The 12,723-nt window shown below is 71.3% G+C and carries 11 protein-coding genes; 3 read left to right on the top strand and 8 right to left on the bottom strand.

Going from position 1 to position 12,723, the window contains the following annotated elements:
- Positions 1-8 precede the first annotated feature (8 nt).
- The 6 genes from ACQP0U_RS18425 to ACQP0U_RS18400 all read right to left on the bottom strand — a co-directional run bounded on the left by ACQP0U_RS18425 (position 9) and on the right by ACQP0U_RS18400 (position 6,606).
- Positions 9-1,829: an alpha-galactosidase D gene (locus ACQP0U_RS18425; protein WP_433308652.1), complete on the bottom strand. Its 1,821-nt coding sequence runs from the start codon at positions 1,827-1,829 to the stop codon at positions 9-11.
- Positions 1,830-1,900: 71 nt separating this feature from the next.
- Positions 1,901-3,067, bottom strand: a complete 1,167-nt coding sequence (locus ACQP0U_RS18420; protein ID WP_433308650.1) for an ROK family protein — start codon at positions 3,065-3,067, stop codon at positions 1,901-1,903.
- 93 nt (positions 3,068-3,160) lie between these two features.
- Positions 3,161-3,796 carry a LysE family translocator gene (locus tag ACQP0U_RS18415; RefSeq protein ID WP_433308648.1) on the bottom strand — a complete coding sequence of 212 codons (636 nt, stop codon included), beginning with the start codon at positions 3,794-3,796 and terminating at the stop codon, positions 3,161-3,163.
- 2 nt (positions 3,797-3,798) lie between these two features.
- Complete coding sequence (locus tag ACQP0U_RS18410; protein ID WP_433308646.1) at positions 3,799-4,545, bottom strand: metallophosphoesterase; 747 nt, start codon at positions 4,543-4,545, stop codon at positions 3,799-3,801.
- 92 nt (positions 4,546-4,637) lie between these two features.
- Complete coding sequence (locus ACQP0U_RS18405) at positions 4,638-5,681, bottom strand: SEC-C domain-containing protein (RefSeq protein WP_433308644.1); 1,044 nt, start codon at positions 5,679-5,681, stop codon at positions 4,638-4,640.
- Positions 5,682-5,775: 94 nt separating this feature from the next.
- The gene (locus ACQP0U_RS18400; RefSeq protein WP_433308642.1) at positions 5,776-6,606 is read right to left on the bottom strand and encodes an NAD(P)H-binding protein; all 831 of its coding nucleotides are present in this window, start codon (positions 6,604-6,606) and stop codon (positions 5,776-5,778) included.
- 103 nt (positions 6,607-6,709) lie between these two features.
- On the opposite strand from ACQP0U_RS18400, the gene ACQP0U_RS18395 reads away from it, so the two are divergent.
- Both ACQP0U_RS18395 and ACQP0U_RS18390 read left to right on the top strand, forming a co-directional pair.
- Entirely contained in the window at positions 6,710-7,657 is a 948-nt protein-coding gene (locus ACQP0U_RS18395; protein WP_433308640.1) for an AraC family transcriptional regulator, read from the top strand.
- A 45-nt stretch (positions 7,658-7,702) separates the two neighbouring features.
- Complete coding sequence (locus ACQP0U_RS18390) at positions 7,703-9,772, top strand: phosphocholine-specific phospholipase C (protein ID WP_433308638.1); 2,070 nt, start codon at positions 7,703-7,705, stop codon at positions 9,770-9,772.
- Positions 9,773-9,864: 92 nt separating this feature from the next.
- On the opposite strand, the gene ACQP0U_RS18385 is transcribed toward ACQP0U_RS18390, so the two are convergent.
- Positions 9,865-10,848, bottom strand: coding sequence for a helix-turn-helix transcriptional regulator (locus ACQP0U_RS18385; RefSeq protein WP_433308636.1), 984 nt, complete (start codon positions 10,846-10,848; stop codon positions 9,865-9,867).
- A gap of 104 nt (positions 10,849-10,952) precedes the next feature.
- Here ACQP0U_RS18385 and ACQP0U_RS18380 point away from each other — a divergent pair, with 104 nt between their 5' ends.
- A complete protein-coding gene (locus tag ACQP0U_RS18380; protein ID WP_433308634.1) occupies positions 10,953-11,426 on the top strand; it encodes a VOC family protein in 474 nt (157 codons plus the stop codon).
- A 31-nt stretch (positions 11,427-11,457) separates the two neighbouring features.
- Here the strand turns inward: ACQP0U_RS18380 and ACQP0U_RS18375 are convergent, their stop codons facing one another.
- On the bottom strand, positions 11,458-12,699 hold the full coding sequence (locus tag ACQP0U_RS18375) for a hypothetical protein (RefSeq protein ID WP_433308632.1): 1,242 nt from the start codon (positions 12,697-12,699) through the stop codon (positions 11,458-11,460).
- Positions 12,700-12,723 lie beyond the last annotated feature (24 nt).

The following is a 12,723-nucleotide window of genomic DNA, read 5'->3' as shown; positions in this document are numbered from 1 at the left end:
GGGGCACGTCAGAGGGTCTGCGGTACGGCGATCCGGTCGATGTCGGGGGAGTACCAGGTGCCGCTGTCGAAGGTGATGGTGTTGGTGCCCGCCTTCAGCGCCAGCTGGACGCTGACCGTCTCGACGGTGCCCCAGTCACCGGTGGAGGGGAACTTCAGGTAGCTGCCGTTGCCGCTGTTGGAGGAGACGTGCACCGAGCGCGCGTCGCCGCTGACGTAGGAGACGGCGACGGTGTAGATGCCGTCAGTGCGTACGGTGACGTCGTTGAACCGCACCGCGCCACCGACGTAGAGGTTGCCGACCTTCCTGCCTCCGGAGCAGGCGTCACAGCCGCCGACGGAGGCGTTGCCGGTCAGGGTGTTGGCCGGGGCCTCGGCCTCGTAGCTGGTCGTGGCGAGCGCGGCACCGGGCCGTACGGTGAACAGCCGCGAGCCGTGCGCGGGCAGCGCCGCGGTGATCGTGTTCTTCTTCGTCCCGAGGTCGCGGCGGTTCCACACGTCCCGGACCGAGGCGTTGCCGGTGAAGCCGAAGGACGCCCAGTGCGCGGTGACCGAGGCGGGCGCGTCGGCCAGGTTGAACAGGGCAACGGTGTAGCTGCCGTCCGGGTTCTTCGCGCCCCAGACCTGCTGGTCACCGGCCGGGGTGACCGGCCGGGCGGGTGCGCCCCCGTTCTGGTCGATGGCGATGACCTCGCGGTTGGTCAGCAACGACAGCCCGTAGTCGTCGAGGCGGGTGAGGTCGTCCCCGGTGTACAGCGGTGACTTCGAGATCGCCCAGAGCGTGGCGTACGACTGCCGCTCGGCGTTGGTGAGGCCGTCCATCTCGCCGTTGCCCACGTTGAGCGAGTCGAGGTCGTTCCACCCGCCGGGGCCGGCCTTGCGGCTCCAGGCCGGGGCGTCGTCGAACCGGTCGTCGACCGAGTTCTCCCAGCTGACCAGGGTGTTGCAGTAGCACTCGACGTCGGTGTCGATCCGCCACCCGTTGGAGTACCGCTTCCAGTCGGCGGCGTGGCCGATGTCGAGCGACCAGGACAGTTCGAGGTGGATCGGGCGGCCGGCGGTGGCGATGGCCTTCTGCCAGGCGGCCACGTCGGCCACGTTGTTGTAGTTGTCGCCGGACTTGAACGAGCCAGGGCCCACCCCGTCGAGCTTGAGGAAGTCGTAACCCCAGTCGGCGAACAGTTGCGCCTGCGAGTCGATGTACTTCTGTGCGCAGGGGTTGTCGAAGTTCAGCTTGTACGCGCTGTCCCACCCGTTGGTGGTGCGCAGGTCCGGGTAGACGATGTCCGCTGTGGTGCAGTCGGCGGCGTTCCAGATCGGCGCCGCGCCGTTGGCGTACGCCTCCTTCTCCAGCCCGACGGGCAGGTAGATGCCGGCCTTCAACCCCTTGCCGTGGATGTGCTCGGCGACCGCCTGCATCCCGCGCGGGAAACGCACCGGGTCGGGCGTCTGCCGGGCGTACCCGTCGAACCTCGGCACCCAGTCGTTGTTCCGCCACCAGCCCGCGTCGATGTTGACGTACTCGTAGCCGTACGGCTTCAGCCTGGTCGCGAGGGCGTCGGTCTGCTTCAGGACGTTGGCCTCGGTGAGGTAGCTGTAGTCGCCGTCGGGATTCAGGCCCGGGTACTTCGAGGACTGCATGGTCCAACTGGTCCACCCCATGAAGGGGCGCTGCGCGATCTCCGCGGCGGCCTGCGCCGGCGCGGCCTGAGACGTCGTCGGGGCGGCCTGGGCCGGGGCGGCGCCCGCGGCGAGGAGCACGCCCAGCGCCGCCGCGACGAGCGGCACTCGGGTGCGGGGCTGTCTGCGGGGGGTTGTCGGTGACGGCATGGTCAACCTCCTGGTGGCACTGTGGGTCGAGTCGAGCGCTATGGGCGGCCGGTGGCCGGGATGACGCCGGGTCAGGGGACGACGAGCGACTGGATGCTCACGGCTGCCGCTCCGCGGGCCCACTCCTCGAAGGGCAACGGGCGGATGGAGAGGGCGCACCGTGCGGCGGCACCGAAGGCCTGCCGTTCGAAGCTGGTGCGGATGTGGCTGTCGAACAGGTCGTACGCGGCCAGCCCCTCACCGGAGACGACGATGCGGGTGGGCCCGACCAGGTTCGCGACGGCCGCGATGGCGCACCCGATCGCGCCGCCGGCCCGGGCGAAGACGGCCCGCACCTGCTCGTGGCCGCCGCGGGCCAGGGTCACCGCCTCGTCGATGGTGAGGTCGGGGCGGCCGGTGCGGTCGCGGGCCTGGGCCACGATGGCGTCGGTGCCGGCGATCGACTCGACGCAGCCGCGACCGCCGCAGTGGCAGTCCGGGCCGGTGGCGTCGACGGTGAGGTGGCCGATCTCGCCGGCCACGCCGTACGAGCCGGAGACCAGGCGGCCGTTGACGACCAGGCCGCAGCCGATGCCCGTGCCCACGGTCACCAGGGCGAACGACTCCGCCCCCACCCCCTCGCCGAACCAGTGCTCGGCAGCGGTGAGCGCCTTGACGTCGTTCTCGACGGTGACGGTGAGACCGGTGCGCTGGGCGGCGAGTCGGCCCAGCGGCACGTCCCGCCAGTGCAGAAACGGCGAGTAGCGCACCAGGCCGATGCCGCGGTCGATGTCGCCGGAGAGGGCCAGCCCGAGCCGTCGGACGCGGGTCCGGTCGCCGGGGAACGCGCCGAACAGGTCGTCGGCGAGCCGGCCGACCTCGGTGAGGACCGCGTCGACGTCGGCGTCGTCCAACGGTCGGCGGGCGCTGGCATGGACCTGGGCGCGCAGGTCGCAGACCACGCCGATCACCTCGTCAGCGGTGATCTTCACGCCGAGGAAGAATTCACGTTCGGCGCGTACCGCGAGGGGGCTTGCGGGGCGTCCGGCGCCCGGCCCGGAGCGCTCGGTGGCGGCCAGTTCGTGCAGGTAACCCAGGTCGATGAGCGGCCGGGCGGCCTTGGTGACGGCGGCGGAGGAGAGCCCGAGCCGGCGCGCGAGCGCGACCCGACTCACCGGCCCCTCGGTCAACACCGTCGTGAAAACCGCCGTCGCCGCCGGTGGCCCGGCGAACGTACCGGTGTCGATCCCAGGAAACATGGACGAAATCTAAGGCGAATATTTAACTTCTTCAAGTATTGATTTGCCTCAGTGCTCCGTCCTAGAGTCGGCGACGCGCCGGCCGCGGCGGACTCAGGTCGCCGCCGCACGTACACCGAGGCCGACCAGGAGCGCGCCGGTCAGCCGATCGAGCAGTCGTCGCACCGATGCGGTGCGCAGCAACCGGGCGGCGGCACCGGAGAGGACGGTCCAGCCGGCGAGCCAACAGGTGGCCAGCGCGGCGTGCGCCGTGGCGAGGAGCACCATCGGCACCAGCACCGGTCGGCCCGGTTCGAGGAACTGCGGTGCCAACGTGAGGTAGACGGCGGCGGCCTTGGGATTCAGCACGTTGCCGAGTAACCCTTGCAGGTACGGGTGGTCCACCCGCCAGGGCAGCCTTCGGGCGGGAACCGTCGGTCGCCGGCCCGCCCCCGTGCGACGGCGCGACGCGGACCAGAGCATCCAGAGCCCGAGCCCGACCAGATAACCGGCTCCGACCAGCTTGACCACCCAGAACGCCTGCGACGAGCGGAGCACCAGCGCGGCCAGGCCGACAGCGGCCAGCGTGGCGTGCACGTAGAGCCCGGTCACCGTACCCAGGATCACCCACCAGCCCTGCCGCCGCCCGCCGCTGGCGACCCGCGAGACGACCAGGGTCAGGCTCGCGCCCGGCGTGGCGGTGATCGGCGCGACGGCGAGCAGGAAGCCGAGCACCGCGACCCCGCGCATGCTCAGACCACCACCCGGTAGTGGGTGGTGAGCAGTCCGGCGTCGTCGTACACGTGGAATGCGACGCCGGGCGGCTGAGTCTGGGTGGCCAACGGGCCCTCGCCCTCCCAGGGCATCCGCAGGGTGGAGACCACACCCGGCGCGATCCGCAGTGGACGGCCCGCGAAGGTGCTCGCGGCGGCGGTGTGGAAGTGCCCGGTCAGCACGGCGACGACCTGCGGGTGGGCGGCGACGAGGTCGGCCAGCGGGTCGGCCGGCAGTAGCCGCATCGGGTCGATGACCGGGTGGTGCAGCACCACCGGCGGGTGATGCAGGGCGATGAACGTCGGCGTTTCGGCAGGCACCGATCCCAACTCGTCGGCGAGCCAGGCCATCGTCTCCTCGTCCAGGTGACCCTCGTCCGCGCCGGGCACCGACGAGTCGGCGAGGAGGAAGACCGCTCCGGCCACGTCATGGCGGGCGTTGATCGGGCCGTCACCGCCGCGGTCGTCACCGAGCAGACCCTTGCGGTACGCGTCGCGCACGTCGTGGTTGCCGGGACAGACCATGACCGGCAACGGCGAAGCGAAAAGCTTCGCGGCCGTCTCGTACTCGGCCACCTCGCCGTGGTCGGCGACGTCCCCGGTGATCAGGATCGCGTCGACAGGTCGTGGCAGACCGTGCAGGTGGTCCATGACCCGGGCGGTCCGCTCGGCCGATCGGGGATGGCTGTCGAGGTGGGTGTCACTGAGATGCGCGATGACCAGCACGGGGTCTCTCCTAACGGCTACTGAGGTCAAGCCGTCAGGGACGCTACTCTCGGCCAGGCCGGCCGCCACCTCGGCGTGGGTGGCTGTGGCGCTCAGCTCCGGGAGCGCGGTAGGCAGTCCTTCTTGTACTTGAGGCCCGAGCCGCACCAGCAGGCGTCGTTGCGCTCCGGCGGCCAGGCGATCCGCGCGCTGGGTCGCGCCGACACCTCGGCCGCGTAGCCCGCCCGGACCGCCACGTCGGCCGGGTCACCGCCACGTCGACCGGCGAACGCGGTCAACCCGGCCACCGTCGCGCCGAACACGCCCAACCCGGCCTGACCGGCACCCCTCAGCCGCACCAACTCCGTCTCCAACCGGCCCCGGTGCGCATCCCAGTCCGGCCCGTACACCTCCGCGAGGGCTGGATACTCGGCGAGCAGGCGATCAAACTCGGCCCGCGGCCAGAAGAGCAGATCCGACTCGGCGTCCCGACGCTCCTCGGCCCGACGCACGAGCTGGGTCTCCAGCCGGTCCGCCAGGTCGTCCTGCCGGTCGTGCGGCAGGTTCAAATTCCGGCGTACCCGATGCCGTTGTTGCAACAGGAAGAAGGCGACACCCGGCGCATCCGGGGGACCGAGATCGACCACCGGGTCGATCGTGGTGCTGGCCGGCCCGGACGCGGCGGTCGCGCGCTCGTTGAGCACTGTGTCGACCGCCTCGCTCAGCCACGTCTCAGCGGTCGCCGAACGCCCACCGGCGTCCAGCGCGGCACTGACATAAGCCGGGGCGTCGGGCTGCACGAGCAGCAACGGGCGCAGCGCTGTCAGCTCCGACATCGCCTCGTCGTCGCGACCGCCGGCCCGGAACAGGACACGGGCCCGCAGCGCACGGGCGAACCCGGCCCGAGGATCATCCCCGGACGGGTACGCCGCCAGCGCCTGCTCCGCGTACCGCAACGCGGCCTCGGGCCTCGCTCGGATCTCCGCGATCTCGGCGGCCAGCGTCAGCGCGTCCCCGGCGTCGTCCGGATCCTCCAACCGGCCCTGCTCGGCGGCCTCCGCGACGTCGGCGGCGACACCGAGCGGATTGGCCGTCCCGAGCGCCGAGCGGCGAAGTTCGGCGAGGTCAGCCTTGGTGAGTGTCTCTCTCGTCGGCACGATCTCACGGTACGTCGGGGTGCTGGCGGTCTGCGGCCAGATCACCTGTTACCCCGCTCTCACACCGCCCGCAGCCGTGCTCACGCGCCGAGGACTACGACCACGCGCCGGCCGCCGCCGCCCGGGCGGCGTAGCTGTCGAAGTCGAGCGGGTCCCGTCCGAGAACCCGACGCACCCCGTCGGTCGGTTCGGCGAGATGACCCGCCCGCATCCCGGCGAACAGGGAGTTCAACGCCGTGGCCGCCTCCTCCGGATAGCCCTCGGCGAGCAGTTCGGCGTGGTACTGCTCCGGGGTCAGCTCCACGTAGCGGATCGAACGGTCGGTCGCCCTGGCGATCGTCGCCACCGCCACAGCGAAGGTGAGCGCACGAGGGCCGGACAGGTCGTACACCTGTTCGTGGTGCCCCGGCGACGTCAGCAGCGTCGCGGCCACGTCGGCGACGTCCTGGGCGTCGACGAACGGCTCCGGGGTGGCGCCCATCGGCAGGGCCAGCCGACCGTCGAGCAGCGGTTGGCGAAACAGGTCCTCGCTGAAGTTCTGACTGAAGTTGTTCGGCCGGATGATCGTCCACTCGACTCCGGATTTCCGCACCGCCTCCTCGGCGGCGACCATGCCGGGGGAGAAGTCACCGACCTGGTCGATCCCCCGGCCGGAGAGCGCCACTATCCGCCCGACACCTGACTCGACCGCGAGGGCCACGAAGTCGGCGGCCAGCGCGGGGTCCTGCGGAGCGAGCAGATAGACCGCCGAGGCTCCCGCCAGAGCCGGCTGCCACGTGTCCCGCCGGGACCAGTCGAACCGGACCTCGCCCGAGCGGGAGGCGGCCCGGACCCGCTGACCCGCCGTCCGCAGCGTCTGGACCAGCCGGCGACCGGTCTTGCCGGTCCCGGCCATCACGAGTGTCGAAGGTGCGTCCGTCGTCATGACCACGAGTCAACAGGCCCGGTGCGGGGCGGGACATGTGCTGTCGTACGCCAGGCATGTCTGATCGTCCGTGATCCATGCTCCGCGACCTATCGTCGGTGCCATGGACCCGTTCGACAATCTCCTGCGGGGCGTGCACGCCGACGGCGCGGCCTTCGGCCGGTCGGTGCTGACGCCGCCGTGGGCGCTGCGGTTCACCGACGGCGCCCCGCTGACGCTCTGCGTCCCGATGCGCGGCGAGGGCTGGATCTCCCATCCGGACAGCGACAAGCCCCGCCTGGTCCGGGTCGGAGAGGCCGCCGCCGTGCGCGGACCGGCACCGTTCGTCTTCTCCGCCGAGCCCCGGTCGAGCTTCGAGCCCGGGGAACTGCGGGACGTCCGGCGCGGCCAGACCGCGCTTGTCGACCCGGTGGACGCGGCCCACACCGAGCACCCGGCGCTGCTGGTCGGCGTGTACCACGTCCGGGGTCGGGTGCCCCAGCGGCTGCTGGGTGCGCTGCCGCCGGTGCTCGTCGTACCTGACGAGCACGACTGCGCCGCGCTGCGCGACTACCTGGACGCCCAGCTCGACGCGGGTCGGCCCGGACGGCAGGTCGTACTGGACCGCCTCCTGGACTGGTTGTTGGTGTGCACCGTGCGGGACTGGTTCGACCAGCCGGAGGCCGAGGCGCCCGGCTGGTACCGCGCGCTGAGCGACGACACTGTCGGCCCGGTGCTGCGCGCCATGCACGACGCGCCGGGACGACCGTGGACCCTGGCCAGCCTGGCCGCGCAGGCCGGAGTCTCCCGGTCCACACTGGCAAAACGGTTCACCGAGCTGGTGGGCGAACCGCCGCTCACCTACCTGACCGACTGGCGGATGACAGTGGCCGCCGACATGCTCGCCGAATCGACGGCGACGGTCGCCGCCGTGGCGCGGCACCTCGGGTACGCGGACGCCTTCGGCTTCAGCGCGGCCTTCAAACGCGTGCACGGCATGAGCCCGAGCAGGCATCGAATAGTCGCAAAACCCACAAACCACGGTCATCTGCCGTCAACCCGTCGTCGGTAGCGTCCGGTCGCCAGTTTCCCGACCAGGTCGCACAAAGGCGGAGTTATGGGCACTGTGGATCGCCGTACGTTCCTCAAGGCGATGGGAGTTCCCGCGATCGGCGCGGCGCTCCCGTTGGACCTCAGCAAGGCGCTCGCCATCCCGGCGAACAACCGGACCGGCTCGATCAAGGACGTCGAGCACGTCATCATCCTGATGCAGGAGAACCGTTCCTTCGACCACTACTTCGGCACCATGCGCGGCGTGCGCGGATTCGGTGACCCCCATCCGGCGACACTGCCGTCCGGCAAGGACGTGTGGCACCAGCCCAACGGGACCGACGAGCTGCTGCCCTTCCGCCCCGAGGTGAAGGACCTCGGCCAGACCTTCCTGCCGGACCCGCCGCACGGCTGGAACGACGGGCACGCCGCCTGGAACGACGGCCGGTTCGACAAGTGGGTGCCGAACAAGGGCGTCACGGCGATGACCTACCACACCCGCCAGGACCTGCCGTACCACTACGCGCTCGCCGACGCCTTCACCGTCTGCGACAGCTACCACTGCTCGCTGATGGGGCCGACCGACCCGAACCGCTACCACATGTGGAGCGGCTGGGTCGGCAACGACGGCAAGGACGGCGGCCCGGTCATCACCAACGCGGAGGCCGGCTACGACTGGTCCACGTACCCGGAGCGGCTGGAGCGCAACGGCATCTCCTGGAAGATCTACCAGGACGTCGGCACCGGCCTCAACGCCGCCGGGTCCTGGGGCTGGACCAACGACCCGTACATCGGCAACTACGGCGACAACTCGCTGCTCTACTTCCACAAGTACCAGAACGCGCAGCCCGGAACGCCGCTGGCCGACAGGGCCAAGACCGGCACGGAGATCAGGACCCAGGGCCGCGACCCGGAGGCGCTGCTTGCCGACTTCCGCGCCGACGTCGAGGCGGGACGCCTGCCGGAGGTCTCCTGGATCACCGCGCCGGAGGCGTACACCGAGCACCCGAACTGGGAGCCGGCCTACGGCTCCTGGTACATCTCCCAGGTCATCGACATCCTTGCCTCGAACCCCGAGGTGTGGAGCAAGATGGCGCTCTTCATCACGTACGACGAGGAGGGCGGCTTCTTCGACCACGTGGTCCCGCCGACGCCCCCGCAGACCCGTGCTCACGGGCAGTCGACAGTGCCGACCACCAACGAGATCTTCCCCGGCGACGCCGATCACCCGGCCGGGCCGTACGGCCTCGGCATCCGGGTGCCGATGATCATCGTCTCGCCGTGGACGCGCGGCGGTTACGTGAACTCGCAGGTCTTCGACCACACCTCACTGATCAAGTTCCTGGAGGCGCGGTTCGGGCACGGCCGGCCGGACCTGATCGAGAAGAACATCACCCCGTGGCGGCGGGCCGTCGTCGGCGACCTGACCACTGCCTTCGACTTCCGGCACCCGAACCGCTCACGCCAGGTCAGGTTGCCCGACACCGACGACTTCAAGCCCGAGGAGCTGGTCCGGCACCCCGACGAGGTGCCGGTCCCGCCGGCCGACCAGCGGCTGCCGAAGCAGGAGCACGGGGTACGCCCGGCGCGGCCGATCCCGTACACCCTGCACGCCGACGGGCGTCTCGGCGATGGCGCGTTCCGGATCGACTTCCGTAACTCCGGCGGGGTCGCCGCGGTCTTCCAGGTCCGCCAGGCCGGCAGCGCGGACGCCCCGCGCAGCTACACCGTCGAGCCGGGCAAGCACCTGAGCGACACCTGGCCGGTCACGTCCGGGTACGACCTGTCGGTGCACGGGCCGAACGGGTTCTTCCGCCGGTTCACCGGCGGCCGCTCCCACCTCGACGTCACCCCCTCGTACGAAGGCCGGAACGACAAGGTCGTCCTCACGCTCACCAACCGCGGATCGAAGCGGGTCGAGGTGACCGTCCGGGACGGGTACAACTCGCGTCCGGTCAAGCTGTCGCTGCGCCCCGGCGACACCGAGCGCGCGACGTGGGCGCTCGCCCGCACCCACGGCTGGTACGACCTCACGGTGCACGTCGCGGGTGACGCCGACTTCGCGTACCGCTGCGCCGGCCATGTCGAGAACGGCAGGGACAGCATCAGCGACCCGGCCCTCGGCGGGCTTGTCTAAGCACCCGGTCGACGGTCCGCGACGGACGTGGTGGTGAGCGTTATGACCCGGCGGTACAGCTTTGCCGCAGCGTCATAACGCTCATCACGGCATCAGCCCACGCCGACGTCCGTTGCCGGTGCGGCCACGGCGCGCGTGATGCGGCCGCCGAGCCGACGCACGTGGTCGACCAGCTCCGCCGGCCCGTGGACGGTGAAGTCGCACCCGAGCAGCGTGAGCCGGAAGGCGAGCCAGTCGACTGTGTCCTCCGGGCTGTGCCATCGGCACGACGCGCCGTCGAGCGGCTCCAACTCGCCGGCGTGGTCGCCCAGCCGGGCAGCCGCCTGCTCAGCCGACACCGCGAGCGTCGCCACCGCCCGGAACACCGGTGCCAGGCTGTAGAGCTGGTCGGTCACGAACGCGGACGCGTCGTCGGTCGGTAGCTCGCGGGGCGGCACCCGTACCCCGGTGGTGGTGGCATGTTCGATGCGGTCGACGCGGAACGTGCGCCAGTCCTCGCGCTCGTTGTCGTAGGAGACGACGTACCAACGGCGGCCCACCACGACGAGGCGGTGCGGTTCGACGAGCCGCCGGCTGAGGCCGCCGTCACCGTCGCGGTAGTCGAAGCGGACCCGCTCGTGCGCCGAGGCCGCCGCCGCGAGGACGATGAGCTGCGTCGGGTCGACAAGCGACACCGCCGCCGCGGTCGACGACACGGTGGCCGTGGTGAGGGTGCTGACGTGGCGGCGCAGCCGCGGCGGCAGCACCTGCTGCAGTTTGGCGAGGGCCCGCACCGAGGCCTCGGCGATGCCGGCGACCGGTTGCCGGGCGGCGGTGTGCAGGCCGACGGCGATCGCCACCGCCTCCTCGTCATCGAGCAGCAGCGGTGGCATCGCCTTGCCCGCGACCAGCCGGTAGCCGCCCAGTACGCCCAGGCTGGCGTGGACCGGGTAGCCGAGCTCCCGCAGCCGGTCGATGTCGCGGCGCACGGTCCGCGGGGTGACCGCGAGACGCTCGGCGAGTTCGCTGCCGGGCCATTCGCGGGGAGTCTGCAGCAGGGAGAGCAGGCGTAACAGGCGGGCCGGTGTGTCGCGCATGCTCCCATGATGGCCCTCGATCTAGGACAGGTACCAGCCTAGATCAGGTCTACCGTCGCCCATCTGAGTGCGCGGACGCCGCACTGGAATGAGGAGACGGACCGATGAAGGTTGTTCCCGACGGCTACCACACCGTGACGCCCTGGATCATCTCGCCGGGGAGCACGGGCGCGCTCATCGATTTCATCGTCGGCGTCTTCGACGCCACCGAACTGGCCCGCATGGAGGTGGACGGGGTGATCGGCCACGCCGAGGTTCGCATCGGCGACTCGGTCGTGATGATGTTCGACAAACCCCAGTGGCCGGCAACGCCCGCCTTCCTGCGTCTCTACGTCGCCGACGACGCCGAAGTGCTCCGCCGGGCCGTCGAACGCGGCGCGAGCGTCGTCACGGAGCCGACCGAGCTTTTCTGGGGCGACCGGGTCAGCCGTTTCCGCGACCCGCTCGGCAACCTGTGGTGGATCCATCAGCGCGTGGCGGAGCCCACCGAGGAGGAGATGGGTCGACGGCTCACCGACCCCGAGTTCACCAAGGCAATGGAGTACGTCCAGGGTGCGGACTTCTCGCCCCACAGCTGACCGCGCTCGGCCGCCCTTACGGCCCGGGTGACTACGGCACGCGTCCGAGGTACGCCAGCATCGCCTCGCGGCTCCTCGGCAGGCCGTACTCTCCGACGAGCATCGCCACGTTGCCGAACTCCTGCCCGTCGATGAGCCACGGCTCGGTCGACCGGCCCAGCACCTCGGCGAGCCGTCGCTGCCGGGGCGGCAACGCCGCGACCGGCGTCCCTGCCGCCGCCGGACCGTCCGGGAACGCGAGGCGCAACGCCACACCCAGCACCGTCAGCGACCGTTCGCCGCTGACCGTGGGCAGCCGGCCCAGCAGCGCGTCGAAGGCGGCGTCCTCGTGCTGCGGGCCGAGCTGCCGCACTGCGAGGCCCGCGTAACCGCCGCGATCACCGTCGAGGAACGGCACCCACTCGCCCTCGACCGGCCCGGTGCCGGCGTCGTCGGGTGGCGCCGACGCCCAACTCAACAGCTCCTCGACTGTCGCCGGGTCGACCGCCGCGCCGAGGACCCGGACCCGACCGATCGCGGCGGCCCAGCGGAGCACCGGGCGCGGATCGGCCAACCAACTGACGTCCGGCGCGGCACCCAGCAACCCCGACGCCACCAGCATGGTCGCCACCTCGCCGGGGGTCGACCCCGCGCCCGGCTCCTGAGCCGCGTCGATCGCGCCGGCCAGCGCGGACACGCTGGCGTCCGCTTCCTCCGGAAACCAGGCGAGGGCGTACGCCGCCACCGTCCGCACACCCGGATCGGAATGCTTCAGCAGGGTGCGAAACACGGGAACCCCGGCGCGGACCGCATCGTAGGTCGCCAACTCGACGTACGCCCACAGCCGACTCTGCTCCGGGGCGGACAGCGACTCGACGTACGTGTACTCGACGTACTCCTTCGTCGACTCGTCGGTGCCGGTCCACGGTGGCGGCTTGGCGGCGAGCAGCTCACGCCCGCCCTCGGCGGTCCGCCGGTACTCGGCCACCGGGAAGCCATCCGGCAGGAAACCCTCGTCGTACCCGACGGCCAGAACGCTCAGCAGCCCGAGCACCGCCGCCGGGTCCGGGGTGGCCGGATCGGCGAGCAGTTCCAGCAGGAACGGCACGGCGTACGCGCTCGCCTCGAACCGGCCGCCCTGGTGGAAGACGTTGGTGTAGAGGTCGCCCAGGGCCTCGTCCCGGGTGGCCGGGTCGGGGGAGCGCAGGGCGCGCAGCTGGCCGGGCACGTCGTCGGCCGCCCCGTAGGCGTGGCCCAGCCGCGCCCAGTCGATGTCGTCAAGTCCGTCGAGCACACTCCATGCTCTCCCGACCCGGTG

Origin of the sequence: Micromonospora sp. CA-269861, assembly GCF_050948505.1 — a bacterium.
Classification (GTDB): domain Bacteria; phylum Actinomycetota; class Actinomycetes; order Mycobacteriales; family Micromonosporaceae; genus Micromonospora.
This window is presented reverse-complemented; position numbering and strand designations above follow the sequence as displayed.

Bases quoted from the DNA above. Each gene is read 5' to 3' on its own strand.
- ACQP0U_RS18385 (WP_433308636.1), bottom strand. From the start codon at position 10,848: ATGCGCGACACACCGGCCCGCCTGTTACGCCTGCTCTCCCTGCTGCAG.
- ACQP0U_RS18395 (WP_433308640.1), top strand. From the start codon at position 6,710: ATGGACCCGTTCGACAATCTCCTGCGGGGCGTGCACGCCGACGGCGCG.
- ACQP0U_RS18400 (WP_433308642.1), bottom strand. From the start codon at position 6,606: ATGACGACGGACGCACCTTCGACACTCGTGATGGCCGGGACCGGCAAG.
- ACQP0U_RS18380 (WP_433308634.1), top strand. From the start codon at position 10,953: ATGAAGGTTGTTCCCGACGGCTACCACACCGTGACGCCCTGGATCATC.
- ACQP0U_RS18415 (WP_433308648.1), bottom strand. From the start codon at position 3,796: ATGCGCGGGGTCGCGGTGCTCGGCTTCCTGCTCGCCGTCGCGCCGATC.
- ACQP0U_RS18425 (WP_433308652.1), bottom strand. From the start codon at position 1,829: ATGCCGTCACCGACAACCCCCCGCAGACAGCCCCGCACCCGAGTGCCG.
- ACQP0U_RS18390 (WP_433308638.1), top strand. From the start codon at position 7,703: ATGGGCACTGTGGATCGCCGTACGTTCCTCAAGGCGATGGGAGTTCCC.
- ACQP0U_RS18420 (WP_433308650.1), bottom strand. From the start codon at position 3,067: ATGTTTCCTGGGATCGACACCGGTACGTTCGCCGGGCCACCGGCGGCG.